A 26,552-nucleotide genomic window follows, 5' to 3' on the forward strand; every position below is an offset into this window, starting at 1 on the left:
AGTAACTTGATAAACCACTAACGCAATTAACATTGCCAAAAAACATTACCAATAAACGCAATCTAAAGGGTTCAGCTAGGCGTCCCCCTGGCGAACAATACTTAAGCGCAAAAGATCAGTTCGGCCTAGAAACATTGAATTTCATAAGGATTTATACCGCTTGATTACGGAAGTTTGCTATCTTTAGCGCTTCACTAGGAAGACCATAAAAACAATGACAAATAGCCGCTTACAATTGACTTTGCATCGTTACTGGGCGAACGACCGAATAAACTACAGCATACGCGTACTGATCGCCCTGGTTGGGGTAACCCTCCCCTGTTGGTACCTACAAGCAACGTCAGAAGTCACACCATTAGTCCTCGGTATCATTGCTTCTGCGTTGGCTGAAACCGATGACAACCTGACTGGGCGGATCAAGGCATTAATCACCACCTTGTTTTGTTTCCTTCTCGCTTCTTTTTCTATCGAAATATTATTCCCTTACCCACCATTGTTTGCCATTGGACTATTTACTTCCACTTTTGGTTTTATCATGTTGGGGTCAATGGGCGCCCGATACGCCAGCATCGCTTTTGCTTCGCTGTTATTGGCGGTTTACACCATGCTGGGTGCCGATCAAAGCACGAATTTATGGTATCAGCCCATGCTGCTGCTTGGTGGTGCAACGTGGTATGGCCTACTATCACTAAGCTGGCAGATCATATGGCCGAACCAACCGGTTCAGCAGAGCCTATCAAAAGTGTTTAACGAACTGGCCTGTTACCTTGATAGCAAAAGCCAGCTCTTCGATCCTGTTGCCGATTTGGTTCCGCAACCGCTTCGCCTGCAAGCGGCGACCAAGAATGCCAAAGTGGTTAGTGCACTCAACGATGCCAAAGCGACGCTGCTGCACCGTGCCCGCCGCGGCCACCCGAATGAAACCGGGAATAAGTTCCTCAATATCTACTTCTTGGTGCAGGATATCCACGAGCGTGCCAGCTCCTCCCATTACCGCTACCAAGATTTGGCCGCAGAGTTCCAACGCAGTGATGTACTATTCCGGTTCCAGCGCCTTCTCGCGCAACAAGCAAAAGCGTGTCGAGAAATCGCTCATGCCCTGGCAATGGGGAAACCCTACCGCCATGGCATTGATAGCGTCAAAGCACTGGATGAACTGCAAGAGTCCTTGTTCTACCTTAAGAGCCAGAACAATCCCAAACGCCGGGTGTTTATCAACCAGCTGGAGTACCTATTTAGCAACCTCGCGACGGTAGAGCGCCAGCTCTCAAACGTCAGCAACCCGGATGTGTCGACCACCGACAGCGCCCGCGACAACGAACTGTCGGATACCGAAGCGCGTAGCATGAAAGAGCGTTGGCAACGTATCCGCGCTCAGCTAAACCCTAGCTCAATGCTGTTTCGTCATGCGCTGCGGATGGCTATCGCCCTAACGGTTGGCTATGGGATCATTCTCGGGCTTGATCTCGAACGGGGATATTGGATCTTGCTGACAACCTTATTCGTCTGCCAGCCCAATTACAGTGCAACACGCCAGCGACTGAAACAACGTGTTATCGGCACCATTGCCGGTTTGCTCATCGGTATGCCGTTACTGTTCCTGTTCCCAGGACAAGAGGGCCAGCTAGTACTGATGATATTTACCGGTGTGATGTTCTTTGCCTTCCGTACCGCCAATTATGGGATAGCGACGATGTTTATCACCTTGCTGGTACTATTCTGTTTTAACCAGCTTGGCGAAGGGTTTGCGGTTATCTTGCCTCGTCTTGGCGACACCCTACTGGGCTGTTTGCTGGCGGTATTGGCCGTCAGCTTTATCTTGCCGGATTGGCAGGCTCGCCGTTTGCACAAAGTGATGTCGACTGCCGTAGAGAAAAACCGTGACTATCTAGCGCAAATTATTGGCCAGTACCGTATCGGCAAAAGAGACTGCTTGAGCTACCGTATTGCCCGCCGCGATGCCCACAACACCGATGCCCAGCTTAGCTCGGCGATCAGTAATATGTTGCTGGAGCCAGGCCGCTACCGCATGGCAACCGATGAGAGCTTCCGTTTCCTAACGCTAAACCATGCCATGCTGAGCTATATTTCAGCGTTGGGTGCCCACCGTATCCAACTGGAAGATGAAAGTACCCATCACTTGGTTTCGCTGGCCCACAGGCAAATCCACCAGCATTTAGATTGCTTGGCAGCCCAACTGGAAGGAAACCACTGCGCCCAAGCGCCAGGGTCTGATAGCGAGCTGGATCAACGTCTATCGTTATGGCGAGATGAAGATTCAACATCGGCCCGTATGGTGTTGCAGCAACTGCACCTTATTCAGCGCATGCTGCCTGAGCTCCATTCCCTTGCCAATAAACTCGCAGCGAGGACCGGTGAAGATATTGAGACTAAAAGCAAAGAAGCCGCTTAACTCAATGTGACAAGCTCCCTTGAAAACCAAGTATGGTTTGGGGAGCTTGCTCGTTTATGCTTATTCTTTATCAAAGCTATCAACAATGATCGCTCCCATCGAGGCGGGCATCGCGATAACGATAATGCGCTTGAATGAGATCAGAGGGTCTGAAAGTAGCGGTAATTTATCTAATGCCAATAAGATAAGAGAAACAACGACCGCGGTAATAATATAAGCAATCACGATACGGAAGATAAACCCCCCAAGCCGATGCTTTATATTTCGTTGAAACACGCTTTCGTACGTAAAAATACCGAGGAAAAATACCGCTAAACAGAACAACATCACCAAGTTTAACGTGGGTAACGTTTCACCTAAGCGCCATGCTTCCTCGGAAAAAGAGATTGGGACCGCAAGGGCAAATGCGCCAACACACACCTGACTTGCATCTTCCATATTAAAATTCAACATGATGTTATCCAGCAACATTAACGTACAACATCATGATGGCTCATTACGCCAGAAAAAGAGAATTTAGTTGTATCGCCATCAGCGGTACTGAGCCTCAACCAACGGCTTGCCTTCATGGTTAAGCAGTCTTAACTCCCCCTCTCTAGCTTCCAACTGCACGGTTGAGGGCAAAAAGGTTGGACGGCGAAAGGTAAATTTCACGTCACTGACTGGGGAGTCAATGGCAGCAAACAAACGGGCAACCGAGTACATGCCGTGGATGATCGGCGCCTTGAAGCCAAAGGGCTTGGCCGTCAGCCAATACAGGTGAATGGGATTATAATCACCAGAGACAGCGGCATAGCTGCGGGCTATTTTCGGTGTCAATGGCAAGGTATCAAGCCTTGTCCAAGTTGGCGCATCTCTTTCAAGGTCCAAGCTTTCAAGATCTTTACTTCCAACGTCATTAGCTTCAGGGGCTGACTGCCGTTTTCTCACTCGCTCTCGCACTAAACAGCGGCTGCGATAACTGGCCAGATAACTCCCATCAAGAGTGAAACGCCCTTCCAGCTCAAATTCCATCCCCTTCTCGGTTTGGCTACACGCTACGACTTCAAGCCTGAAGTCATACGGCTTACCTATTTCCAGTGGTGTTTGTTGGTGAAAACTAACATGAGTGTGGATCATACCCAATAGCTTCAACGACACGTCTGGATGGGTGAGCAACAGCAACTGAGCAGGTTGGGTCGCCACAAACAAGAAAGGTAACGGCAAACCACCATCAGGCAAGCCACAACTGGCGTTATAGCGATTAACGCGCTGGCTATCAAACACAAAACCATTAATTGAAACGGCTATCTGGGGTAAGGGCTTTCTGCCCTTTTTCAGCAACGCCTTCCCCAACAGTGAAACTGATGACGGAAGCTGGCTCTGCTGGAGGGTAATAGTAGTCATATGTTTTGTCATTATATACAAGGCAACAAGGCTAATTTGCTCAACAGATAGCATGACACTTGTATCAACAATCAACAATGGTTTTGGTTTACATCGCTATCAAGCATAGTGACTTGAGATACAACCATAGAACAAACAACAAACAAAACACCCACAATACAAATAAACACACCAAAAAATACGCCCAACACGTTTAAATCGACCACAAAAAGAACTAGAATCCAGCACCTTGTAAATCCAATGCCGACGTACCATGATTGATCTATCCGTTTTACCTGTTTATCTGACCGCTGTTATCGCCTTACTGCTCATTCCAGGCCCAGACATGCTGCTAATCGCCAGCTCCAGCCTGAGCTACGGTAAAAAAGTAGGGGTATTTGCCAGCTTGGGCAATGCAACTTCAGGACTGATCCTTACTCTGCTAGCTGCCATGGGCGTCTCGGCATTAATTGCCATGAACCCTATTGCCCTACAAGTCCTTCGCCTACTGGGTGGTGCCTACCTATTGAAAATGGGCTGGGACTGTATGCGTACCAACCCTTCTGACGCGCCAACAGTTGAACAAAGCACCAGCGTAGCCAAAACCCTTTATCGTCGCGCAGTGATCAGTAACCTACTCAACCCAAAAGCGCTGATTTTCTTCGTTTTGTTCCTGCCGCAGTTTGTATCAACTCAAGTTACAGCGACTTCCGGAGAACAGATGCTGGTACTTGGCCTACTTCTTAATGTACTCGGCTTACTGTTCAACCTGTTCTTGGTCACCATGATCGGTAGCCTAGGCCAGCCGCTACTAAAAAATGAGAAGTTCCGTACCAACCAGCACAAGTTCATGGGCCTGATCTTCTTTGTATTGGCAATCTGGCTGCTGGCATCTCAAGTTCCAGCAGTCTAAGTTACGGCTTATATGACAAGGCATCATAACGGGTGCTATTCCATTATAAAAAAGCGCCACTCGGCGCTTTTTTGATTAATACCAATCTGGATAAGTCGTTGTTCAAGTATTTATGTAGGTTGGTATAAACCACCTATATAATTAACCTTTGGCAATCACAATGATTCGTGTCTCATAAGGCTTCAACGTGACGTTGTTCTCTTGAACCGCTTTCATCGACTCACGGTAGTTCGACAGCAAGCAAGCGCCGCTATTGACATCTAACTCAAGCGGTAACTGACATTCCACTTCCTCACCGTAATAGTTATTCACACACAACAAGATCTGGCTGTCTGATTCTCGCTTATAGCAGTAGATACGATCGTGCTCTGGCATTAAATCAGTGTAATCACCATCGGTAATCACGGCGACTTCCTTTCGCAACTGGATAAGCTGGCGGTAGAAATGGAAGACTGAATCATCATCTTCCACCGCGGCTTTGGCATTGATCTGTGGATAGTTGTCCGCGACTTGCAACCAAGGCGTCGCTTTGGAGAAACCGGCAAACTCGCTATCGTCCCATTGCATTGGGGTACGGGCATTATCGCGGGACTTTTGTGCCAGAATAGCCATCATCTCGTCATGGCCTACACCTTGCTGGTTCACCATGATGTCGTACATGTTAGTACTTTCTACATCTCGGTATTGCTCTATCGAGGTATAACCCGGGTTGGTCATGCCAATTTCTTCACCTTGGAAGATATACGGCGTACCCTGCATCATGTGCACCGATGCCCCCAACATCTTGGCTGATTCGACACGGTATTGCTTGTCATCGCCCAATCGACTCACTACACGGGGTTGGTCATGGTTACACCAGAACAATGCGCCCCAACCTTTGCCATTCAACCCTAACTGCCAGTGGTTGAAAATCGATTTGAGCTGATGGAAATCGAACGGTGCTTTGGTCCATTTTTCGCCATTTGGGTAATCAACTTTCAAGTGATGGAAGTTAAAAACCATAGATAGCTCTTTGCCGTCCAGTGAAGAGTACTGCTGACAGTGTTCAAGCGTGGTGGAAGACATTTCACCCACCGTTACCGAGCCGTATTTTTGGAATACCGCTTCACTGATTTCCTGCAGATATTCGTGAACACGAGGACCATCAGTGTAGAAACGGCGGCCATCACCGATATCATCATTAGAGAAATCCTGTTGCTTGGAGATCAAGTTGATGACATCAAGACGGAACCCGTCGACACCTTTCTCTGCCCAGAAGCTGATCACATCTTTAACTTCTTCACGAACCTTTGGGTTTTCCCAGTTAAGATCGGCCTGCTCTTTGGCAAACAAGTGCAGGTAATATTGACCTGTGGCTTCATCGAACGCCCAGGCATTACCGCCAAATTTCGACTGCCAGTTCGTTGGCTCAGCGCCATCGACCGGATCTTTCCAGATGTAGTAATCACGGTACGGGCTGTTTTTATCACCCAGCGCCGATTGGAACCAAGCATGTTCGGTTGAGGTGTGATTAACCACAATATCCATGACAATTCTGATACCGCGCTGATGTGATTCAGCCAATAGCTGATCAAAATCCCCCATAGTGCCGAAGTCAGGGTTGATATTGTAGTAGTCAGAAATATCGTAGCCGTTATCAATCATTGGCGAGCTATATACCGGCGTTAGCCAAATCGCATCGACCCCCAACGTTTTGAGGTAGTCGAGCTTAGCAATAATCCCTTGAATATCACCGGTTCCCTTGCTGCCACTATCACAGAAGCTCTTTGGATAAATCTGGTAAATCGTAGCGGTACGCCACCATTCAAGTTGCTCTTTCAACATAATAACCTGCACACTAAAAAATCAGAAAAAAGTAGCTGGCCTTTGAAATCGTTCCGGCCAGCTACAAAATCACTCAAAGGTTTTCAATTGCTAGGCCGTGATTCCGGCCAGAAGTTAGGCTATCGCCTCACTCAGCTCGCCTTTCACTTCGGCACGCTTGTACATAAACAAGGTGAGTGACAGCGGAACCACGACCGCAACGACCATCGCGATAAAGTACACCAACCAGTACTGCGGCTGAATCGATAGGATGCCCGGCAGACCACCGACGCCGATACCGTTCGCCATCACACCCGCGCTGCCACAGATCGCGGCTGCAACCGCAGAGCCAATCATGGCGCTAAGCATTGGGAATTTGTATTTCAAGTTGATGCCATACATCGCAGGTTCCGTTACACCAAGGTAAGCCGAAATCGCTGCCGGAACCGAAATTTCACGTTCATTGGTTTTCTTGCTGATGATAATGATAGCCACTACTGCAGAAGCCTGAGCAATGTTTGACAGTGCAATCAAAGGCCAAATAGGTGTCCCTCCCATCGACTGCATCAACTGCAAATCCACGGCGTTTGTTGTGTGGTGGATACCGGTAATAACCAATGGGGCGTATAGGAAGCCGAAGATCATCGCACCGAAGATAGCAAAGTCACCGGTCATGGCAGCTTGTGCCGCGTAACCCACACCGTCGCCCAGCATACGACCAAACGGGCCAATAAATGCGTGAGCCAAAATAACGGCAGTAATGATCGAGACGAACGGTACAATCACCAGATATAGATAAGCAGGGATAATTTTCTTGAGATTGGTTTCAATCAGTGCCAACGCAATACCAGCCAACATCGCAGGGATCACCTGGGCTTGATAACCAACCTTCTCAATGGTGAAAAGGCCAAAATCCCACACTTCAGGCAGTTGTTGCCCTATCAAATAGGCATTCATCAATTGCGGGGAAACCAGTGTTACCCCCAAGACGATACCCAGAATAGGGGTGCCGCCCAACTTTTTCACCGTAGACCAACACACACCGACAGGCAGGAAGAAGAAGATCGCTTCACCAATCAACCAGAGAAAAGAGTGAACGGTTGCCCAGAACTGGCTGATTTCAGTCAGAGTCTGGCCATCGAACATCTTAATGTCGCCGATGACGTTACGGAAACCGAGGATCAAACCACCGGTAATAATTGCAGGAAGCAATGGGACAAAGATTTCAGCAAGATGGGAAATCCCACGCTCCAACAGGCTCATGTTCTGACGAGCAGCAACTTTGGCTTCTTCCTTGCTGGCCCCCGAGTTGCCGGTATGTGCATTTAGCGCTTTATATACTTCATCAACTTCGGTACCAATCACCACCTGAAACTGGCCTGCATTGGTGAAACACCCTTTCACCATACCTAGCTGTTCAATCTCTTTGATTTGTGCCTTGTCGGTGTCTGCCAATACAAAGCGCAAACGGGTGAGGCAGTGGCTGACGCTTGCTATGTTGTCCTTACCGCCGATTAACTCGACCAAACGTTCTATCTGCTGTTGGTTAATCTTACTCATGCCGATTGTCCATCGTTATTAAAATAGGAATGTGTTGGGCTGTCTGTTATTGTTAGTTCTAACACTATGGGAATGTTCCCAATTGATAATTAGAATACTCTCAGATCCCCTGACTGATGGAAATGGGAACATTCCCATTTCGTGAATCAGTTCACAACCTATGCTTGTAGGCTATTAACGAAAATGTGATTTAGATCCTACTTAATGGTCGATTAAACAACCTTATATTTCAACTCAATAAGAAGCTTGCTGGATCAGGTGGGTAATTTCTTGCTGGCCGGACAACTGCTTGATCAGCAAATGCGCCGTTACTTTTCCCGCCTCGAAATAGCCGGGATCGATACTGAACGTATTCGGGAATAAAAACGACAGTAGATCTGTCGCCCCTACGCCGGAGACTTGGATGTCGGTACGGCCAAGTTCCTGCAAACGCTTGGCAACACCCAGTGCCAAGGTGTCACTGGCACAGACAATCGCCTCAGTGCCTTCGCTTAGCACTTGGTCGGTAATTTGGTAGGCGCTGTCGTAACTGAGCTGCCCAGTTTGAAAGCGAGGTTCAATGCCCAGTTTACAGCAGCTATCAAGATAGGCATTGAGACGGAGTAAGCCCGTTGTCCGGTCAGACTCATCAACCCCAATATAACTGATAGCTTGTTTGCCATTTGAAACCAGCTTATCCATCGCCAGTTCAATCAAGCCTTGGTGATCGTAGTCTACCGAGGAGATGGAATCGGTATCCGTGGCGATCACGACCGCTTTGTGGCCGAGGTTTTCAATACTCGAAAGATCGCACCCCGAAAAACCAAACACTATCACCCCATCAACATTGCGCTTTTGCAACACGGCCAAGTGCTCGTTGGTCTTGTCGGCGCTGAACTGGCTTTCCATGATCACGGCGTCATAGCCCGCTTGGTAGATCACGTCGAGGATACCGCTGACCGCTTTGTTTTCAGACGGCGAATCCAAGCGAGACAGAATGATCCCCACCACCTTGGCACTTCCACCACGCATCGCTTGAGCTGACTTGGACGGCACATAACCAGACTCGCGGATCACCTGTTCCACTTTCTCCCTCGTCGCGGGTTTAACTTTCGGATCATTGGTGAGCACGCGGGAAACGGTTGATTTGCCAACACCTGCCAGCTTGGCAATATCTAGGATTGTCAGTTTTTGGGTCATAGTCATTCTGGTTATTAGGGTAACAGCCTATTGTCACCGACAGCGTAATTATTTCAATGCTTTTCCTGCTGCAAATCAGCAGGCTGCCGTAGGCTACACAATTTTCTACCATAATCTGCATAATATAGGGAACAAAACTTCATTTGTCCTGACAAACACTGACACAGCTCAGACATTTCTTTGAATTTATTCAATTAGTTTATCACTCAGCAATGTTCGCTAAACCAAGCACCTTGCAGTGACTTTGGAGTGCATATTCAATGACTTGGTTAGCCAAATGGCTCCCAAAACAGAATATTAAACTGAAAGAATATGGGCATACGCAACAGTGCGACTTGATTTTATTGAACACTGTCCGCATATATTAAGTATGATAAATAAAAAGCGCCACTGATTGACTATACGCTGGGCTAACTTTTGTTCCCCATTATCGATGAGCCAGCACAGTCACAGAAAACGCTTAAGGATAATTATGATTACACATGTTGGCATTATCGATCTGGACCCCGTAAGACTGATCACTCCTCTTCTCGATCACGGCGTCCCAGCCGATAAGATGATTTTTATTGGTACGGAAGCCCAGCAAGAACAATACGACCGCCTAGCATCTATTCTGCTACCGCGTAATATTGAAGCGGAATTTTTCATCATCCCAGACTCCATTAACATCACCAGCATTCGTGCGCGTATTATCGAACTGGCTGAAACACTCAAAGCGACACAAACTGAGATTTGGTTTAATGCCAGCTGCGGCTTACGTCACCGCTTGTTATCAGCCTATGAGGTCTTTCGCACCTACCACTGGCCAATTTATGTGATTGAACCATTCAGTGATGAAATGTGCTGGCTATACCCAGCAGACCGTGAACAACAGCAAGTCGAAGACCGCATCCAGCTAGCTGATTACTTAACTATTTTTGGTGCTCGCTGTGAATTACCTGAAAACCTGGTTCCTGAAGAGCTCAACGATCAACTGTGGGAGCTAGGCCAACGCTGGGCAAGCTCTGCCCTTGAGCTCGGTCCTGGTCTTGCCACCCTCAACTACTTGGCAACAACTTGCCGCAAGGAGCAAAAGCTCAATGTTAGGCTGAGCGAAAAGCAACAGGGCTACAAAGAGCTGGGTATGCTACTCAACGATTTGGAAGAAACCGGCCTTGCGACTTACCATGACGGTATCCTAACCTTTAAGCATGAAGAAGCTCGCCGCTTTGCCAATGGCGAATGGCTTGAGAATCTGGTGCACAGCACTGTCCGCGCTATCCAAAGTGATCTTCCTACTATTCAAGACCACTCACTAGGTGTTCAGGTTTACCGTCAAATTGGCGACCGAGAAGTCCGTAACGAACTTGATGTCGCAACTGTAGTGAACAACAAACTCCATATTATTGAATGTAAAACCAAGGGAATGCGTGACGATGGTGACGACACCCTATACAAACTGGAATCGCTGCGTGACCTACTAGGCGGCCTGCAGGCCCGCGCCATGTTAGTTAGCTTCCGTCCATTGCGCCACCATGACTTGGTGCGTGCTCAAGATCTTGGCCTTGCAATTATCGGCCCTGATCAACTCAGCGATTTACAGACCCATCTTCACCGCTGGTTCAAAGATGCTGGTGGCCAGAGCCACAATATTGCCTAGCTAACAACGAGCAAGAAAAAAGCTAATGACATAACAAGAGGGGGCGCGGTTGCAAAGACCACGCCCTTTTCTTTGCCCGGTAAACTACCTAGTGGCTAACTCTTGCTGTTCAGGCATGAAGACAAACAGTTATGATGCACAAATTCGGTGCAATAATGCACCACCACAGGGCAACCCTCTGCATATTAACCAATGCACACCCTGCCCCTTCTATCAACTAACCCTATGATTATTGGCATTTAATTTGCTTATTTTCTTTCAGTGGATTTTTTCAAGGAGTGAAAATGATTAAAAAGCGCTATTTTAAAACCAAAGATGAAGTGGAAGTGACCTTTGAATGGCCCAAAGGAGAAAAAACAACAGAGACAGTCGCAGTCTCGGGAGATTTCACTCAATGGCAAGCCACCCCGCTGAAGCTCAATAAGAAGAAAATCTTCAGCTTAAAGCTGCGTCTACCCAAAGATAGTCAGTATCAATTCCGTTATTTAATTAATGGATCACAATGGGAGAACGATCCTAGTGCAGATGACTATATTCCCAATGGTTTCGGTAGTGACAACGGGCTGCTATCAACACACAGCAACTTGTAATACCAATCTGGATAAGTAGTTGATCAAATATTTATGTAGGTTGGTATAACACTTAAAGGCATTTAACAATAAATACAAAGGGCTAAGCGTGATTTAGCCCTTTCATTATTACTAAATCTATTGATCAAAATCATTCCCCCTACCGAATGCTGGCTCAGAAAATTGATTGATAATAAGCTCCCTCAGCCATTTGTGGCTGGGATCATTGTCGAACTGTTTATTCCACAGCAAAAACTGGCCACCGGGCTCCAGATCTAATGGTAAGCGCTTGATCACTATATCTGCGCTACCGACAAACTCTCGCACACATTCATAAGGGTAAGTCGTTAGCAGGTCACTCTTTTCACACAGCCTTACCGCACTGGCAATATCCGACATATTCACCGCATTGTTAGTCTTCAACTGCTTAGAATCCAGCACTTCATGCAGCAGCCAGCTGGTAACCCCTCCGGTGACAACCTGGACATGACGGTATTTCAAAAATGTCTCAAGACTCCACTCTTCCTGCAGTGCAGGATGCCCTTTTCGCATCACACAAGCGGAAGCATCACGCACCAGCTCGACGTAACTGAGTGAATCAGGAATGGTCTGGACATGCGTTTTCGCCCGATTGTCCCACTCAAAAATACCGATACCAAAATCAACTTCTCTTCGCAGCAAACGCTGAATGCTACTTTCATTCCAATCTCGGCTGTTGATATTGATATTCGGTGCTTCGGCTAACGCCGCAGGCACAAAGCGGGGATAAATGGTTGAGTACGCGGTTTCTATCAAGTCGAAATTATATGACCGAGTGCTACTCTGCGGCTCAAAAAGATCTGGATCGCTAAGTTGATCGACCTGCAGCAGAATCTGTTGCAACTTTGCCTCTAGAGCCAGAGCTTTGGGTGTCGGCAATAGCCCTTTTGACTCTCGTTCAAACAGAGGGTCATCAAATACTTGGCGAAGCTTTGTCAATTGTTTACTCACCGCAGACTGCGATAAATAGAGCTTACCTGCCGCTCGGCTAACACTGCGTTCTTGCAATAGCACATACAGGCAAATCAAAAGATTCATATCATTTTTTAGTAAGCGCGATAGGTCAATCATGATATTCCTTTGATTCAGCTTATAAATAAAGAAGTGTGACTTCTAATCATATCATGAGGTCGCTATAGCTTATATCTTCGGCTTGATCTCCACGACATTTCCCTCGGGATCATGAATGTATAGCGAGCGGCCAAAGCCTTCGGCCCCATAGCGTTCGGCAAATCCTTCGCAAGGAATGTTGTTTAGGGAAAGATAATCAAGAATTACGTCTTCTGGGGCCGGAGTGATCTGCAAACAGAAATGATCGACATTACGGCCATTTTGACTTGGCGGTTTGCCGCCAAGTTGACCAAGCTGACTGTCGACGGTAACGAGGTCAATCAAGGCATTACCAGCACGAAGTTGCACCAACCCCATATCTGTTGGTAATTCACGCTCCACATGCGCGCCCAATACCTGGCAATAGAAATGGATCATGTCCGGAAGTTTAGTGGTTCTGAGTACCACGTGATCGATCCCTTCAAGCTTTATCATCACCTCTCCCGTTACCCTGTCATTGTTATGAGCAAAGCCCCGTATTAACCAGTTAGTGCTTGCCACTCCGATTATTCAGTTAACAGCGAGCTAAAACTGAATAGCGAGCCAATAATTAGTTTGGTATAAATCAGAAATTCCAGCGAATTTGGGCAAATAGCAAAGTACTGGCTGTTTCCCCAAACAAGCTATTGCCACTGCCATCAAAACGCTGAATCACTCCGAGCAATTGCCAGTCATCGGCCAGCGAGTAGCTGTTGCTTGCACCGACAAAATACGAGCCGTCGTCATAATACGACGCAGACAAGGTCAGGCGGCTTAGTGGCGTGATATCTAAACTGGCATCAGCATAAGCGGTCCAGCGGGTAAAGCTCAACGTTCTAGCGGTCAGAGGCAGATTCAAAAAGACGATGGCATTTTGTGGGTCTTGCGGGTTCGATATATACAACACCGCCCCCCGCGCCATCCAGTTTCGCTGGCCACCGAAACTGTAATCGGTTTCAAGGGTGGCGACTGCGGTATGCTCAAGCGCCTCTCCTTGCCGCTCGTCCTGATCTGGTTCAAACCAGCTAAATTCTCCTCTTACCCCTGCACCTTCAATATCGCCGGCAAAGCCCGCACCGATCACATTATCCAGCAAGGACTTTCCAGCCAATACCTGATAGTCCCAGCCGTTGTGATTAAACAAATAGCGCCCGGCATAACTGTTTAGGTCGCTATCTGAGTTTGGGTTGACGACCACATCCACTGAGCTGGCAAATCCTAGCTTGCGGCTGACCAACACCGCATCGGAGCCAGAGCGTTCTTCGTAATCAAAATCGTAAATAGAATAAGAGTTGAAAATATCATTCGGGTTCCACAACGTTGCCATTGCCCAGTTAATACGGAACCGCCCACCACGTACCTGCCAGTCATCACGTTGCCAATTCACATACAAGCGGTCAAACTGGCTATTACCCACCACCCCTTTCTTATCCAGCCAGTTCTTCGACAAGTCCATATAGCCGGTATCGATAGCAACCAAATCGCCGTAACCGGGCAATTCAGCGGTATCACCAAACAATAAACGGTTTCGCATACCGACGTTAAACCGCAACTGCTCATTAAAGCGATATTCGAAATTGAAACGCTGATGGATTAAGTGATCGAGACCATTGGAACCACTGGCCGGCAAGTTACCCGTTGCCATGTATTTCACGTAGCCATTAAGATCCCAATCCTTTTCCGGCTCTAGACCCGGGATCTGTGCATTTACCTTCGGGGATAACACGCCCAATAAAACCAGTAGCAGCGATACGTTTCTGATCGGGTATCTAGCCATGGCTTTGGACAGAGCACCTTGATAACGACTCACTGGCGGCGATCCTCTTTCAGCTTCCCATCTTCAAATACAATCACTCGTTTGGCACGTTTTATTACCCTAGGATCATGGGTAGAGAAAATAAAGGTTGTCCCTTCTTTTTCATTAAGCTGCTGCATGATATCAAGCAGCTCTGCGGTACTTTGCGCATCAAGGTTGGCAGTCGGTTCATCGGCCATGACAAAACGCGGGCGAGGAGCCAATGCCCTCGCCACCGCAACGCGCTGCTGTTGCCCACCAGACAGTTTACCCGGTCGTTTGTGCTGCTGACTCTCCAAGCCTACCTGTGTGAGAAGCTGTACTGCCCTTTGACGGCACGTCGCTTCATCATGCCCTTGCAGTTGCATCACAAACTCAACATTCTCTAACGCTGTGAGCACGGGCAGCAAGCTGTAATCTTGGAAGATAAATCCGATATGATCGCGGCGAAAAGCAATCAGTGCCTTTTCATCCAACTGGCAGATGTCAGAATCGTCAATATGTACGCTGCCCGAACTTGGATTATCAATACCACCGATCATATTGAGCAGCGTTGTTTTCCCCGAGCCCGATGGCCCCATGATCGCAACAAACTCCCCTTGCTCTACCGTCAAATCAAGGTTTTTCACCGCATGAACCGGAAAGTCACTGTCAGGATTATAGGTTTTACATAACTGGTTTATTGAAATGGTCATCCGTTTCTCGCTATCGTTGCTGTTCAGTCAGAACTTTTCGATTAATGCTTTTCCAACATAGCATCTACCGGTCTTCGCTTGAGAATTTGCCGTGCCGGGTAAAGCGCCGCAAGGAGGCTTGCCGCAACCACGGTGAAGAATATCATTTGGTATTCGGCAAAGGTGACGTAAGGGTACAACAAGGTATCAACACCAAATGCCCCTAGCCCTTCCGCCATCGCCCCGAGCGGGATCCCGGTGTACTGCAGCACACTAATCAACAGGATACTTGCCAGTAAGCCAAGTCCAGCCCCTGCGATCCCGAGCCACGCGGTTTCCAGCATGATCAGCACAAAGACCCGGTGTTTCTGCATGCCTACAGCCATCAATACACCAAATTCACGGGTGCGCTCAAATACCGACATCAGCATGATATTGACGATACCAAAGCCCATAGCAACAACGAATATACCCAACATAATGGCATTGCTCAGCCCTTGCTGATTGATAATCGAGGCCAGCATCGGCTGTACCTGCTGCCAGTCCCTGATGCGGTTTCCAATATCGTTGTTAGTGTTCTTATTTATCGGATTATTCGTTGTCAATAATGCTTCTTTCAGCCGTTTAGCTTGCACCATCGCCGCGTCGTCGCTATCGAGCAAAATAGCAACCTCATGGGCACCTTCAATCCCCGCAAGGGCGGTTAAATCGGCCCGACGAACAAAGACATTGCCATCATCGAAACTGGTCGAGGGAGTCTTGAACAGCCCCCTTACCCTGAACGCCGCCCCACTGACCTCGCCGTCCGCATCGGTAAACGTCAGCACCACTTTGGATCCAATACGCAACTTGAGACGAGATGCTGTTTTCTCTGACACTAAGACAGGGTTTCTCCCCTCTTCGCTTAGCCACTCACCTTGGGTAATATTCTCTGCCAACGGGGTGACAGTTGATTCGGCCTCAATATCTATACCATTGATACGAACGCCGCGGTTACTGCGCGCTGACGCCACCATGCCATCGGCCACGAACCTTGCTGACCACCCCTTTAGTCCAGGTAAAGTCGCTATGGCTTTTTCAACCTCGGCCAAATCAACAACCGTGTGTTTGATATCGGGATCATCGAGGTAACGTTGATTTTGGATTTGGATATGGCTAGTTTGCCAGGCAATGGCATTGTGGATCATGCTGCCGTACATGCCAGAAAGGAAACCCATCATAGCGACCACGCCCATCAGGCCAAATACCATTGCTCCCAGCATGATCCCGGTACGCAATTTATTACGCCAAAGGTTACGCCACGCCAGCTTGAACAACATATCAGTTCGCATGGCTGCCCCCTTTCAATGCACTGACCACATCCAATCGGCGTATCCGCCACATCGGGTAAAGTAGGCAAATCGCCAGTAGCACCAATACAATGAAGATTTGGTCAAGCATCAGCAAAGGATCCAGTGCCATCGGTAAAATGGGCTCCCAACCCATTTCCAACACCAACTCAGCGGTTTCACCGGTCAGCTCAATCGGGTTGAAATAGAACCACACCAAGATCGGCAGCGTGATCACCATACCGGCGACTATGCCCAAAATGCCTATCATTACCGACTCAAGGCTAACCAAAGCAATGATTTTGCGTTTGAGCATCCCGGTCGCCAGCATCACGCCAAATTCACGCTGTCGCTCTAAGGTCATCATCAGCAAGGTGGCGAATAAGCCAAACCCCACTACACCATAAAGCAAATACATAATGAAGATACCGCCGGCCTTATCCATTAATATCTGCTGAGCCATCTCCGGCGCCAGATCCTGCCAATCCCTGACATTCACCTCGCCGTTATAGTCATCACTCAACTGGCTTGCTGTAATGGGTAATTGCGCCAGTGGTTTAACATCCATCACCCATGCTGTCACTAGCTCTCCTGTGCTGTACAGGTTTTGGGCAAGCGATATTGGCATATACACTAATTGGTTATCGAGTTGGGCCACAGGAAAGTCTAGGATCCCTTTTATCCGGTACAAACCTGCAGCGGTTTGACCCCGGTATCCTTGTCCATACAGTACCAACTCATCACCGACATCCAAACCGAAATAGCGGGCAACACCTTCGCCAATCAACACTTGCTGATCACCAGGCGCCAAAAACTCCCCCTTCGCCAAGCGGTTGGAAATACCGGAGTAACGGTTTTCTGCTACCGTATCGACCCCAAGCACCATGACTCCTTTGGACTTATCCTCTGAGGCGGCCAAGGCAAACGACTCTATACGCGGCAAGATACGGACGATGTTCGGATGAGATGCAGCAGGCTGGAGAAAAGCGTCATCCATCGGCAACAAGTCATCAATGCTGTGGCTTTCGGCAAAGTCTGGGTGCTGAAGCTGGATGAGTCCGGTATAGAACCTCGCCGCATTTTCAATGTTATTAGCATACGTACCTTCTTGCAGGCTGCGCATGAACAGCGACAATGCCAACGTCAGCGCCAGAGCAGACGCAGTTAAAATGGTCCGCCTCTTCTGCCGCCAGATATTACGCCAAGCCAATTTAAGTAACATGGTCTTTCCTTGTGAAAATCACATTAGTCACGCAGGGCCTTCATCTGGCTTTGGGAGAAAAAACTCTCTTTGATCGGAAAATTAAACTGGGCCTTATGGGTAATGATCTCGGTTTTGTTTCCCGGTTTATCTGCAGGGATCATTTCCATTCGCGATGCGACCTGACGACCTCCCATCACCTTCACATCATAGGTATTCATGGTGTTGATCAGGTCATCGAACTCATCGTAAAACTCTACTTTACGTTGCAAGTAAGTCCTTTGTGAAACCCACAGCCTCACCTTACTCCAAACAACAGGGGCATTCGGCTTTGCTGTGGCATCTATCACCCAGCTCGGATCGTTATCGAACACCTCTTTACCCACCATTTTATGGGTGTAATCAACCACGATGGATGACTGGTTGATCAAATCATCATTGGTGAAATCCGAGCCCATCCACGACTGACCCAGCATCGAAGGGGCAATTTTAACGACTCGCTCGATACTCGGTAACCAATTCCACATTTCTCGGTATCGCTTGAGGGAGGCACTGCCTTTGTCTTTGGCTGGCGCGGTAATCAACACCAAGGACAAATCCTGCCCTTTGGTCCAGCTTTTCATGCTCATGGTACGGGTCCAATCCGGACGGACGATTCGCATCGTTGCCTCGGTATAGCTTGAATCACCACGCATCTGTTGATCGGACTTAGTAATAATGGATGTCGCCGTCTCTGCTGCAACCCAAGCCGGGAAGCTCAGCCAGATAACCAGTAAAGCGGTAAGTAATCGCATCTCTAATCCTTTTATCAAACTGAATATCAATCGGTGAACCACGCATGTAGCAGTTCGTCATCAATTAAAGGCATACTGCCTGCTTCTGCCCCTACCATTCGCTCTAGTGCTTGTTGAGTCGCTTTTACCTGTTCAACCACGTCTTCGAGCAAATCACCCACTCTTTCGGTCTTGAGCACCTTTCGGGTCAATGCTTCCGAAAAACCGTTAAGAACGGTTACCATTAATCTTGAAGTCACCGCAGGCGAAGGTACATCAAATACCTGCTCTTGATTGCCTTGGCGGAGGACGGCCTCGTAATAACCTGCCAACAGGACACTGACTTTTTGCATGAAGTTATGTTTTAGTTGAAGGTTTTCGTCCATGTTGATGATTTTTACAAACCCCAACATGATATCTTTCTGGCCGACTTCCCACTGATTACTGCGTCTTAGCAGGCGCTCCCACTTAGCTAAAGCTGTCAAGCGGGGATCATCGACCAACCCACCTATCATCTTGCGGTATTGTATCAGCATGTCATCGCTCCAGGCCTCTAACACTGCCTGCTTAGAATCAAAATGATGATAGAACGCCCCTTTGGACACACCGACGTGCTGAATAAGATCATTGACCGAGGTATTGGCATACCCTTTGGAGAAAAATAGCGCATTGGCCGCCGAAATAAACTCTGCCCGCCGCTCTTGCGGTGATTTTATCACTCTTACCATTACATACTCTGCCACAGACCGACCGACGGTCGGTATATATATACCTTATGCCTTACCCATAGATATCTCAAGTATTCAGGTCAATGCTTGATACGGTGTTTTGTTACATCGTATTGACTCAACATCGTTTGTTTTATCTCACTTTGGCCGCGGTACATTCCAGTCTTTAAACGGCTGCCTTTACATAGCTTTGCACTTCAGCAGATCACATTGACCTTGGCTGATTTACACTGCTTTAATGTCCTAACTTTGCTTATCATTATGAAACCGATCAGACCTAATTTAACCAACTATGACGTCACTCGCCTGCTTGAGCGGCACCTTGCTGAAATAGAACAAAGAATGTGGCGTAGAGTAGTCGTGGCGCTCGTTCTCGTGGTGAGTATATTTTCTGGTGTGAATTATCTTATCTATACTGATCTAAAGCAGCTATCTACCGACGCGATTCGCTACTCCATTGAAACCAAGCATCACCTTCTTTTGATTGAAAGTGTGATCAGTGAGGAAGGTGGTAACGCAACAATGTCAGGGTAAGTTGTCTGAGAGGTTTACATGACATTCACACAAGTAAGTATCGCAGCACTCATGTTGTCTGCTAGTTCACTAGCTTTTGCAGATATCCGTATTATTGACACCCAAGCAGGTAGTTGGGTGAAAGTGACGGAAAATGGCAAACCCGCCGCTAACGCAAGGGTCAGCGTTAACAATCCCGCCAACCGATGGAAAGTGTATAAAACCAATGAGCATGGCGAAGTATTTATCCCTCTGCGTACTCATCATTCAAGTACGCTAACTTATTCAATACTGACGGAAGAGTGGAATGAATATACTCGGCTAAGCCTGCATACTGATAGCTTTGATTAATACCAACCTACATAAATTTTTGATCAGTCTTGCAGGTTAAAATCGCTGTTCTCTGCGTTAGATATTTTGTAATTAGAGCCTCTAGTTACTGCAATATCTGCCTTGATAACAACGATTTTTCCAGTGCAAATACTTGATCAACTACTTATCCAGATTGGTATAAGCAGAAATGAGCATTTCTAAGAACATCAATGAGAAAAGCCAGCTCGATTGAGCTGGCTTCGCTATGTTATTTGGTTGAGTGGTTTATACCATTACTCTGCAAGCATGCGGCGAGCAGCTTCAACAACAACTTTGATTGAACGTGCTTCAGTTTCTTTCAACGTTGCGTGATCTGGCGTTTCTTTCTGGGTACGGTTGATAATAACGCCTGCAACACAACCCGCACGTAGACCAGAACTTGCACACATCGTTAGCAAGGTCGCTGATTCCATTTCGAAGTTCAGCACGCCCATTTCCTGCCACTCTTTCATTGAGCCTTGGAAACGACGAACAACGCGACCAGAGAATGTGTCGTAACGTTCTTGACCTGGGTAGAAAGTATCGCTTGATGCTGTCACACCAGTGTGAACTTTAGCGCCATCGGCAACACAGGCCGCTTTCATTGCAGTTGCAACATCAAAGTCAGCAACTGCTGGGAATTCCATTGGTGCAAAGTGCAGGCTTGCACCATCTAGGCGAACAGAGCCTGTTGATACAATCATATCGCCCACGTTGATGTGTGGCTGAATTGCACCTGTGGTACCAACACGAAGGAAAGTACGTACACCCAGTTGTGCCAATTCTTCAACGGCGATAGAGGTAGATGGGCCACCGATACCAGTAGAACATACAACAACAGATTTACCATCCAACTTAGCGCGGTACACCGTGTATTCACGAGAGCTTGCAAGAAACTCTGGGTTGTCCATTAGGTTAGCGATTTTTTCCACACGAGCAGGGTCGCCAGGAATAATTGCTAGTTCCGCACCGTTAAGGTCCGCTTTGTTCACACCCAAATGGAATACTGCGTTGTCAGACATAATCATATCCTTTCTATTCTATCGTTGCCGCCTGATAGGGAGTTTGAGGCCAGCGGCTGGTTAGTTTTGTTTATACCTAAATGATTTCAATACGCCGTTTTTAAAAGCTTAATCAATATATTGAAGACACTTGGGTATAAACACATACTCATAAAAGAGCTCGTAGAACACTTAATTACGATAGCCGATAAAAAAAAGCTTTTGAGTGACCAGTGTCACACTAAGAGAAATTGAAGCAATTTCACGTTGCACGAATTGGTGATACGGATCACCAAAAATCGTTTGCTCGTGCGGCTTATCACACTATTTTTTATTACTGAGTTAAACGATAATAGCCCCTTATTTTATCTATTTCCCACACTGCCCCGTCAGTATAGTTAACTGCAAGGACGTTATTTAATGATCGACTTCGCCATATTGGCTGTATTTATTCCTACTTTCTTTTTCGTCTCTGTCACTCCGGGTATGTGCATGACCCTATCGATGACACTCGGTATGACTATTGGGGTTCGTAGAAGCTTGCCGATGATGTGGGGAGAACTTATTGGGGTGGCGCTGGTTTCCATAGCGTCAGTGATAGGTGTTGCGGCTATTATGCTCAACTACCCTGCGGTGTTCTTATTCCTGAAATACATCGGTGGTGGCTATCTATTCTGGTTGGGTATTCAGATGTGGCGCTCTCGCGGCAAGTTGGCTATTCCAGATAACCTTGATAATGAGGTTGATACCTCACCAATAGGTTTGGCGATTCAAGGCTTTGTTACCGCTATCGCCAACCCTAAAGGCTGGGCGTTTATGATTTCGTTACTGCCCCCTTTTATCAATACCGACAAAGCATTAGTGCCGCAGTTATCAGTACTGATCACCATTATCCTAATCACTGAATTCAGCTGCCTATTGCTGTATGCCAGCGGTGGTCGAACCTTGCGCCGGTTCCTGCAACAGCGAGGCAATGTACAAATGCTAAACCGCATCGCCGGTTCACTGATGATGGGCGTCGGGATCTGGCTAGCAGCAGGGTAATCCCGTTTAGGGCTGGAATATGTAAGGCGTGGTTTTGGAGATAAGTACAAAACCATGCTTTTCAACAATAGGTCGGCTCATCTCCGATGCATCGATAATGAGGTATTGTTTACCTTGTGCCTTTGCTTCATTGATACGCTTATTGAGCAATAGCGAATAATGCCCTCGTCCTCGGTATCCCGGAATAGTACTACCACCCCAAATCCCAGCAAAGGGGCTATCGCCATTAAAGACAATCCAAGCGGAAGTGACTGGCTTGCCATCATCGTAAACAACGTAAATTGAAATTTCATCGGGGGATTGAGTTTTCACATTGAGTAAGTAGGTATATTGCCAATCATAATTTCCACCCCATACTTGCTCCTGCACGCTGACAGCATCCCTGATCCCTTTAGCATCAGAGACTTCAATAAACTGCCTGTCATCAAGTTGTCTTTCAACGGCTGTCGACAGATCCAAGGCCATGAATGACTCTGCCTCTTCTTGTACAAAACCACTTTCCAGCAATCGCTCACCGATATTATGCGGTGAGTCGGTACTATAGGTTTTCCACTCGAACGTTAAGCCTCGCTCAGTAAAGAAAGCCTTCTCCCGCTCAATGACAGATTTTGCATTATCTTCTGTCACAGAGAAAAAGGAAACATAGCTGCCCTCGGCGTTATCCGAAACGAACTTGACCACTTCGTCAGTCTCAATGACCTTTCCATTTACAGGCTTTATCGTTTTTCTTTCATGCTCGTTGTAAGCATGCATTACGTCCAATGTATCCATTGTGTCCTGAGATCTATTTTATCTGAAAGTCACGGTTATTCTCTCTGCCCTAGCCTGTTGTTATCATACTAACCACCCGACGCGGAAGGAAACACCGACCAGTGCAAACAATACCGATACCACTGTCACTGGAATAATATGCCAGGCCATATCCCATAAGTTATCAGGTGACAGTTTTGGGATCACCCTGAATCTTGCGTCCAACGCGAAGAGTACGGTTATTGCCAACAAGAATAACTTAGCCACAATTCCATGGGCTATTGGAATACTGGTGTCAAACCACAACGTGATATCTGGCAACATGCGATAAGCCAGCATTAGCCCCGTTACAACCTGAACGATTAACGCAGGCATACCGATTTTTTCATATACCTGCTCAAAATCCGTTAATTGCTGTGGGTTGTGATTTTTTAACACCGACGGAAGGATCACCAGCGATAACACAATATGCCCACCAGTCCAAATAGTTGCAGAAATAATGTGCAATGAAAGTAACAAGCCAAACATGCTTTCTCCCTAAAAGATCATTGACAGTCATGATTAACCCATCATAACACGCATCAAAAATACAACTTAGTAAATATATCACTCAACAGCATCAGGAGAGAAGTCGAATGGCTATTTCATTTACCAAGATTTTTAAGAAAGACACCGAGAAAGCCGAAGATAAAAAACTTGTTGAGCAACCTGCCTCAAGTGAAGCTCAGCAGGCTGAAGAGACTAAAACAGCGAAGAACCACGGTGAACCCGGTTTTTGTTGCGGCTCTTGCTCATAGCCTCGCAATGCGAACGAGGGGTATTTCCTGCGATGCTCACATCAGCAAATATCCCCGTTCACTTACCGATTTTTCGTTTAAAGCCTGAATATAGCGCCGTCGCCTTAGTTTTAGCGCCATCCTGATAGACGCTGAAAGCATCGGTACCTTTATACCCGGAAAGATACAACCAACCGTGTATCAGTGACGTAAAAAAGGAAATAACAATAATAAAAATCGGAAGTATACCCAGCGCATCTATCTGAAAGGCTGCTAGGCCGATAAGAAAAAACAGGCCTGAAATAATGGCAATTGATTTATTTCGGGAAGATGCTTTCATCTGTATTCACCTCAATTGAAATATACAATAAAAGCGTACCCTTTTCCTTTTACGCAGTTTAAGAAGCCACCTACAATTACGGCTAAAAAGCGTTCGGCTATTGTTTTACGTTAGCCTTACCCCCCCTCGAAGCTATATTGCCTCTTAACCTCAACCACTTGAACGGTATATGACTGGTACCATTTATCACGTCCTAACTGCTGGGCAACCGCGTGCTGACTGTCTTGATGCCAACGCTGAATATCGGCTTCAGTTTGCCAGTATGAAATCGCGATTTCCTGCTCACCTTCAGTAACGGCAATAAAATGACCGCAGCGAAAATATTGAACAGCAATAAAGGGGGACCTTTAACTCGAGCACGGCGCTCTCCTTGGCCAAAAATAAAATATCTATACCTTAGCGTGACGAGGCTTTTCTAGCACGTCATTGTTGGCGTCTGCAATATCTTAAGGCTAGAGGCTTACTGACATATTTCGTGCCATCTCACAATGTTTTGCTCTTCAATATAAAAAAGGCACCCGTAGGTGCCTATTGTTCACTGTAATCTAGCTTGCCGAAGAGACTTCAAACCGATCAACTAGCTGGTGTAATCGAATAATCGAGTTTTTCACCAAGGTTGTTCGGCGTGTTAACTGCTGAGAGGACAGTTCCAGCGATGACATACTGCTCTGTGCTTTTTCTGCTGTATCACTATGCCGCTCGCTGGTCGAAGCAATGACATTAATGGTTTGGAACATGGATTCCACCGCTTGCTGTAGCTTGTCACTGCGCTGGCTTGAGTCCAATATCATCGAGCTTTGCTCGACATTTTGTACGCCCTGCTCCATATAGCTGACCGCGGTTTTTGATTGGCCACGCAATTTACTTACCGTTTCACCAATATGATTGGCTGCGGTTGATGTTTTGGTGGCGAGGTTCCTCACTTCATCAGCCACCACAGAGAACCCACGGCCATGTTCGCCGGCTCTAGCCGCTTCGATAGCCGCATTCAAAGCCAACAAATTAGTTTGCTCGGTAATTTCCGAAATAAGTCGAACAATCCCTTCAATATGTTTCATCTCGTCGTTAATTTCATTCACGCTATTTGCAGACGCTTTAACGATATCTTTGATCTCTTGAGTATTGCTTACCGCTTGCTGATACTCTTCTTGTGCGGAATCGACCATATTCTGCATCAATTCTTGTAACTGCTGCGCTGATTGCTCTGCTTTGTGGATTTCAGCTTGCTGATGGTGGGTTAATGTTAACAGGGAGTCGATAGAGCCAGAGGTTTGAACGGTACAATCATCCACCACACTGCAGCGGCGCAACATTGAATTACTCACCTGTTCAACTTCACTTGAGGCAAAGATAATGCCGCCGACCACTCCCTCGAGGTTATCAATGAAGCTGTTAATCCATCGGCCTAAATCCCCCGTCTCATCGGGATGAAATTGCTGGCTATCAAGCCTGCGCTTTAGATCCCCATCACCTTCCGCAATGGTTTTTATCACCCCTGTCATTTGTTCAAGCTGCCTTACCATAGGCATTGCGAACATATACTTGAACACACCGTAGCCAATCAGCAGTGACATGGCCATCATCAGGCCGAGAGCTGGGATCCCCAATGACATAAAGTGCGAGAGAAACAAAGGAGGCACAACGGTAAACAGCCAAATCAGTAAGTACTTATTACTCAATTTCTTGGCAAGGGAACGGTGACGATAGACTTCTTCAAGATCGGCCTCGCACATCATCCCCCAGCGATCGGGAGAGCCACGAAGCTGGAATGTCACGCCCTTCCCTATCACCGGTATATGGCGATAGTCGGAATAACCTGGATATTCCACATACAGGTTTTCGCCTTTAGCAATTGTCTCCCTGACGCCTGGATGCAGCTTCTTGGTGGCCGGATCGGTGAATACAATTTCAAACTCGGTATGTTTATCGATCTTGACCGCCCCCCAATCAGTTCCAATACCCGATTTCAGGTTCTCGCCATGAGAAAACGTGCTGTCTTCAAAACGTGAACGAGAAAGGGCAATACCAGGCTGAATTGACGGTTCAAACTTCGAATCAACCATGAATATGTAGTTATCACCCGACTCACTATAAATATGCCCGGCTTCTCGCTGGATCAAATCTCCCAGCACGTCATTCGGAACGCGGCCACATAGGCAACCGATGAAAGTGCCAGACACTTCTATCGGCTGATAGAACATCAATGTGACTTCATCATGGAAGCTTGAGCTTGAAGGGCCCGGTGCCAACGTCTGCTTATCGATGTACGGCCCATGCAGAAATTGCTTTTCACGCCCTTGGGCCAATGCGTCTTGTTGGCGATGAACTTGACCAACATGAGCGGGAAAACTGCTTGCCGTGATCATGCCGTCGGCATTAACAATAAATAGTTCTGAAAAGTCATTATTTCGTTTTAGCAATTGACCCAGAACATTAGGCTGCTCTTGTGTTGGTTTTGTCGCGAGGTAGAACATCGCATCTTGCAGGAAGTCCCACTGTGTTTCTGTCCAAGTATGGAGCAGCCTTACCCGCGTATTCGAAATACTGTCGAATGTCTCTTCAAGGTAAGAGATCTTATCTCGGTTTAGCCAGCACGCTTTACGCATCGCCAGCTTACCATTAGGGCCCCAAATTGGGAGCCAGTTCTTTTCTTGCTGTGAGAGCTGCATTGTATCTATCCATATACATCATCCTATTGTTTTAAATGCA

26 protein-coding genes are annotated in these 26,552 nt (G+C 47.2%); 8 read left to right on the forward strand and 18 right to left on the reverse strand.

Annotated features, from left to right (window positions below):
* Positions 1-214 precede the first annotated feature (214 nt).
* Positions 215-2,413: a YccS family putative transporter gene (yccS, locus tag ACVA53_RS04200; protein ID WP_255044184.1), complete on the forward strand. Its 2,199-nt coding sequence runs from the start codon at positions 215-217 to the stop codon at positions 2,411-2,413.
* A gap of 60 nt (positions 2,414-2,473) precedes the next feature.
* On the opposite strand, the gene ACVA53_RS04205 is transcribed toward yccS, so the two are convergent.
* Both ACVA53_RS04205 and ACVA53_RS04210 read right to left on the reverse strand, forming a co-directional pair.
* Positions 2,474-2,869 (reverse strand): DUF2391 family protein, encoded by a 396-nt coding sequence (locus tag ACVA53_RS04205; protein ID WP_255044191.1) that lies wholly within the window; start codon positions 2,867-2,869, stop codon positions 2,474-2,476.
* Positions 2,870-2,944: 75 nt separating this feature from the next.
* On the reverse strand, positions 2,945-3,799 hold the full coding sequence (locus ACVA53_RS04210) for a MaoC family dehydratase (RefSeq protein WP_255044183.1): 855 nt from the start codon (positions 3,797-3,799) through the stop codon (positions 2,945-2,947).
* A 253-nt stretch (positions 3,800-4,052) separates the two neighbouring features.
* On the opposite strand from ACVA53_RS04210, the gene ACVA53_RS04215 reads away from it, so the two are divergent.
* A complete protein-coding gene (locus ACVA53_RS04215) occupies positions 4,053-4,691 on the forward strand; it encodes a LysE family translocator (RefSeq protein ID WP_255044182.1) in 639 nt (212 codons plus the stop codon).
* Positions 4,692-4,832: 141 nt separating this feature from the next.
* On the opposite strand, the gene treC is transcribed toward ACVA53_RS04215, so the two are convergent.
* From treC to treR, 3 genes are all read right to left on the reverse strand, one after another.
* Positions 4,833-6,515 (reverse strand): alpha,alpha-phosphotrehalase, encoded by a 1,683-nt coding sequence (treC, locus tag ACVA53_RS04220; protein WP_255044181.1) that lies wholly within the window; start codon positions 6,513-6,515, stop codon positions 4,833-4,835.
* 114 nt (positions 6,516-6,629) lie between these two features.
* Positions 6,630-8,054, reverse strand: a complete 1,425-nt coding sequence (treB, locus tag ACVA53_RS04225) for a PTS trehalose transporter subunit IIBC (protein WP_255044180.1) — start codon at positions 8,052-8,054, stop codon at positions 6,630-6,632.
* A gap of 234 nt (positions 8,055-8,288) precedes the next feature.
* Positions 8,289-9,233 carry a trehalose operon repressor TreR gene (treR, locus tag ACVA53_RS04230; RefSeq protein WP_255044179.1) on the reverse strand — a complete coding sequence of 315 codons (945 nt, stop codon included), beginning with the start codon at positions 9,231-9,233 and terminating at the stop codon, positions 8,289-8,291.
* A gap of 472 nt (positions 9,234-9,705) precedes the next feature.
* Between treR and ACVA53_RS04235 the strand changes: the two genes are divergently transcribed.
* Both ACVA53_RS04235 and ACVA53_RS04240 read left to right on the forward strand, forming a co-directional pair.
* Positions 9,706-10,872: a Card1-like endonuclease domain-containing protein gene (locus ACVA53_RS04235; protein ID WP_255044178.1), complete on the forward strand. Its 1,167-nt coding sequence runs from the start codon at positions 9,706-9,708 to the stop codon at positions 10,870-10,872.
* A gap of 284 nt (positions 10,873-11,156) precedes the next feature.
* Positions 11,157-11,462: an isoamylase early set domain-containing protein gene (locus tag ACVA53_RS04240; RefSeq protein WP_446504553.1), complete on the forward strand. Its 306-nt coding sequence runs from the start codon at positions 11,157-11,159 to the stop codon at positions 11,460-11,462.
* A 117-nt stretch (positions 11,463-11,579) separates the two neighbouring features.
* Here the strand turns inward: ACVA53_RS04240 and ACVA53_RS04245 are convergent, their stop codons facing one another.
* The 8 genes from ACVA53_RS04245 to ACVA53_RS04280 all read right to left on the reverse strand — a co-directional run bounded on the left by ACVA53_RS04245 (position 11,580) and on the right by ACVA53_RS04280 (position 19,068).
* Positions 11,580-12,551 carry a LysR substrate-binding domain-containing protein gene (locus ACVA53_RS04245; protein WP_446504554.1) on the reverse strand — a complete coding sequence of 324 codons (972 nt, stop codon included), beginning with the start codon at positions 12,549-12,551 and terminating at the stop codon, positions 11,580-11,582.
* Between the two features lie 69 nt (positions 12,552-12,620).
* The gene (locus ACVA53_RS04250) at positions 12,621-13,025 is read right to left on the reverse strand and encodes a VOC family protein (RefSeq protein WP_255044175.1); all 405 of its coding nucleotides are present in this window, start codon (positions 13,023-13,025) and stop codon (positions 12,621-12,623) included.
* 130 nt (positions 13,026-13,155) lie between these two features.
* Positions 13,156-14,346 (reverse strand): hypothetical protein, encoded by a 1,191-nt coding sequence (locus ACVA53_RS04255; RefSeq protein WP_446504610.1) that lies wholly within the window; start codon positions 14,344-14,346, stop codon positions 13,156-13,158.
* A 29-nt stretch (positions 14,347-14,375) separates the two neighbouring features.
* Positions 14,376-15,059 carry an ABC transporter ATP-binding protein gene (locus tag ACVA53_RS04260; RefSeq protein WP_446504555.1) on the reverse strand — a complete coding sequence of 228 codons (684 nt, stop codon included), beginning with the start codon at positions 15,057-15,059 and terminating at the stop codon, positions 14,376-14,378.
* Between the two features lie 41 nt (positions 15,060-15,100).
* Positions 15,101-16,357, reverse strand: coding sequence for an ABC transporter permease (locus ACVA53_RS04265; protein WP_446504611.1), 1,257 nt, complete (start codon positions 16,355-16,357; stop codon positions 15,101-15,103).
* Position 16,358: 1 nt separating this feature from the next.
* Entirely contained in the window at positions 16,359-17,588 is a 1,230-nt protein-coding gene (locus ACVA53_RS04270; RefSeq protein WP_446504556.1) for an ABC transporter permease, read from the reverse strand.
* 23 nt (positions 17,589-17,611) lie between these two features.
* A complete protein-coding gene (locus ACVA53_RS04275; RefSeq protein WP_446504557.1) occupies positions 17,612-18,361 on the reverse strand; it encodes an outer membrane lipoprotein-sorting protein in 750 nt (249 codons plus the stop codon).
* Positions 18,362-18,387: 26 nt separating this feature from the next.
* Positions 18,388-19,068 (reverse strand): TetR/AcrR family transcriptional regulator, encoded by a 681-nt coding sequence (locus ACVA53_RS04280; protein ID WP_446504558.1) that lies wholly within the window; start codon positions 19,066-19,068, stop codon positions 18,388-18,390.
* A 261-nt stretch (positions 19,069-19,329) separates the two neighbouring features.
* Between ACVA53_RS04280 and ACVA53_RS04285 the strand changes: the two genes are divergently transcribed.
* Both ACVA53_RS04285 and ACVA53_RS04290 read left to right on the forward strand, forming a co-directional pair.
* Positions 19,330-19,602, forward strand: coding sequence for a hypothetical protein (locus ACVA53_RS04285; RefSeq protein ID WP_255044170.1), 273 nt, complete (start codon positions 19,330-19,332; stop codon positions 19,600-19,602).
* 18 nt (positions 19,603-19,620) lie between these two features.
* Positions 19,621-19,932: a hypothetical protein gene (locus ACVA53_RS04290; protein ID WP_255044169.1), complete on the forward strand. Its 312-nt coding sequence runs from the start codon at positions 19,621-19,623 to the stop codon at positions 19,930-19,932.
* 254 nt (positions 19,933-20,186) lie between these two features.
* Here ACVA53_RS04290 and udp read toward each other — a convergent pair whose 3' ends face one another.
* Positions 20,187-20,954: a uridine phosphorylase gene (gene udp / locus ACVA53_RS04295; protein ID WP_107349594.1), complete on the reverse strand. Its 768-nt coding sequence runs from the start codon at positions 20,952-20,954 to the stop codon at positions 20,187-20,189.
* A gap of 399 nt (positions 20,955-21,353) precedes the next feature.
* Between udp and ACVA53_RS04300 the strand changes: the two genes are divergently transcribed.
* A complete protein-coding gene (locus tag ACVA53_RS04300) occupies positions 21,354-21,977 on the forward strand; it encodes a LysE family translocator (protein WP_446504559.1) in 624 nt (207 codons plus the stop codon).
* 6 nt (positions 21,978-21,983) lie between these two features.
* Here the strand turns inward: ACVA53_RS04300 and ACVA53_RS04305 are convergent, their stop codons facing one another.
* Both ACVA53_RS04305 and ACVA53_RS04310 read right to left on the reverse strand, forming a co-directional pair.
* A complete protein-coding gene (locus tag ACVA53_RS04305) occupies positions 21,984-22,748 on the reverse strand; it encodes a GNAT family N-acetyltransferase (protein WP_446504560.1) in 765 nt (254 codons plus the stop codon).
* A gap of 63 nt (positions 22,749-22,811) precedes the next feature.
* The gene (locus ACVA53_RS04310) at positions 22,812-23,255 is read right to left on the reverse strand and encodes a CopD family protein (RefSeq protein ID WP_446504561.1); all 444 of its coding nucleotides are present in this window, start codon (positions 23,253-23,255) and stop codon (positions 22,812-22,814) included.
* A gap of 107 nt (positions 23,256-23,362) precedes the next feature.
* Between ACVA53_RS04310 and ACVA53_RS04315 the strand changes: the two genes are divergently transcribed.
* On the forward strand, positions 23,363-23,524 hold the full coding sequence (locus tag ACVA53_RS04315) for a CCGSCS motif protein (RefSeq protein WP_446504562.1): 162 nt from the start codon (positions 23,363-23,365) through the stop codon (positions 23,522-23,524).
* A gap of 58 nt (positions 23,525-23,582) precedes the next feature.
* On the opposite strand, the gene ACVA53_RS04320 is transcribed toward ACVA53_RS04315, so the two are convergent.
* The gene (locus tag ACVA53_RS04320) at positions 23,583-23,843 is read right to left on the reverse strand and encodes a hypothetical protein (RefSeq protein WP_446504563.1); all 261 of its coding nucleotides are present in this window, start codon (positions 23,841-23,843) and stop codon (positions 23,583-23,585) included.
* Positions 23,844-24,388: 545 nt separating this feature from the next.
* Positions 24,389-26,512 (reverse strand): methyl-accepting chemotaxis protein, encoded by a 2,124-nt coding sequence (locus ACVA53_RS04325; protein WP_446504564.1) that lies wholly within the window; start codon positions 26,510-26,512, stop codon positions 24,389-24,391.
* Between the last annotated feature and the right edge of the window lie 40 nt (positions 26,513-26,552).

The sequence above is a fragment of the Photobacterium sp. DNB23_23_1 genome (assembly GCF_052873815.1).

Bases quoted from the DNA above. Each gene is read 5' to 3' on its own strand.
- yccS (WP_255044184.1), top strand. From the start codon at position 215: ATGACAAATAGCCGCTTACAATTGACTTTGCATCGTTACTGGGCGAAC.
- ACVA53_RS04210 (WP_255044183.1), bottom strand. From the start codon at position 3,799: ATGACTACTATTACCCTCCAGCAGAGCCAGCTTCCGTCATCAGTTTCA.
- ACVA53_RS04215 (WP_255044182.1), top strand. From the start codon at position 4,053: ATGATTGATCTATCCGTTTTACCTGTTTATCTGACCGCTGTTATCGCC.
- treC (WP_255044181.1), bottom strand. From the start codon at position 6,515: ATGTTGAAAGAGCAACTTGAATGGTGGCGTACCGCTACGATTTACCAG.
- treB (WP_255044180.1), bottom strand. From the start codon at position 8,054: ATGAGTAAGATTAACCAACAGCAGATAGAACGTTTGGTCGAGTTAATC.
- treR (WP_255044179.1), bottom strand. From the start codon at position 9,233: ATGACCCAAAAACTGACAATCCTAGATATTGCCAAGCTGGCAGGTGTT.
- ACVA53_RS04235 (WP_255044178.1), top strand. From the start codon at position 9,706: ATGATTACACATGTTGGCATTATCGATCTGGACCCCGTAAGACTGATC.
- ACVA53_RS04240 (WP_446504553.1), top strand. From the start codon at position 11,157: ATGATTAAAAAGCGCTATTTTAAAACCAAAGATGAAGTGGAAGTGACC.
- ACVA53_RS04245 (WP_446504554.1), bottom strand. From the start codon at position 12,551: ATGATTGACCTATCGCGCTTACTAAAAAATGATATGAATCTTTTGATT.
- ACVA53_RS04250 (WP_255044175.1), bottom strand. From the start codon at position 13,025: ATGATAAAGCTTGAAGGGATCGATCACGTGGTACTCAGAACCACTAAA.
- ACVA53_RS04255 (WP_446504610.1), bottom strand. From the start codon at position 14,346: ATGGCTAGATACCCGATCAGAAACGTATCGCTGCTACTGGTTTTATTG.
- ACVA53_RS04260 (WP_446504555.1), bottom strand. From the start codon at position 15,059: ATGACCATTTCAATAAACCAGTTATGTAAAACCTATAATCCTGACAGT.
- ACVA53_RS04265 (WP_446504611.1), bottom strand. From the start codon at position 16,357: ATGTTGTTCAAGCTGGCGTGGCGTAACCTTTGGCGTAATAAATTGCGT.
- ACVA53_RS04270 (WP_446504556.1), bottom strand. From the start codon at position 17,588: ATGTTACTTAAATTGGCTTGGCGTAATATCTGGCGGCAGAAGAGGCGG.
- ACVA53_RS04275 (WP_446504557.1), bottom strand. From the start codon at position 18,361: ATGCGATTACTTACCGCTTTACTGGTTATCTGGCTGAGCTTCCCGGCT.
- ACVA53_RS04280 (WP_446504558.1), bottom strand. From the start codon at position 19,068: ATGGTAAGAGTGATAAAATCACCGCAAGAGCGGCGGGCAGAGTTTATT.
- ACVA53_RS04285 (WP_255044170.1), top strand. From the start codon at position 19,330: ATGAAACCGATCAGACCTAATTTAACCAACTATGACGTCACTCGCCTG.
- ACVA53_RS04290 (WP_255044169.1), top strand. From the start codon at position 19,621: ATGACATTCACACAAGTAAGTATCGCAGCACTCATGTTGTCTGCTAGT.
- udp (WP_107349594.1), bottom strand. From the start codon at position 20,954: ATGTCTGACAACGCAGTATTCCATTTGGGTGTGAACAAAGCGGACCTT.
- ACVA53_RS04300 (WP_446504559.1), top strand. From the start codon at position 21,354: ATGATCGACTTCGCCATATTGGCTGTATTTATTCCTACTTTCTTTTTC.
- ACVA53_RS04305 (WP_446504560.1), bottom strand. From the start codon at position 22,748: ATGGATACATTGGACGTAATGCATGCTTACAACGAGCATGAAAGAAAA.
- ACVA53_RS04310 (WP_446504561.1), bottom strand. From the start codon at position 23,255: ATGTTTGGCTTGTTACTTTCATTGCACATTATTTCTGCAACTATTTGG.
- ACVA53_RS04315 (WP_446504562.1), top strand. From the start codon at position 23,363: ATGGCTATTTCATTTACCAAGATTTTTAAGAAAGACACCGAGAAAGCC.
- ACVA53_RS04320 (WP_446504563.1), bottom strand. From the start codon at position 23,843: ATGAAAGCATCTTCCCGAAATAAATCAATTGCCATTATTTCAGGCCTG.
- ACVA53_RS04325 (WP_446504564.1), bottom strand. From the start codon at position 26,512: ATGCAGCTCTCACAGCAAGAAAAGAACTGGCTCCCAATTTGGGGCCCT.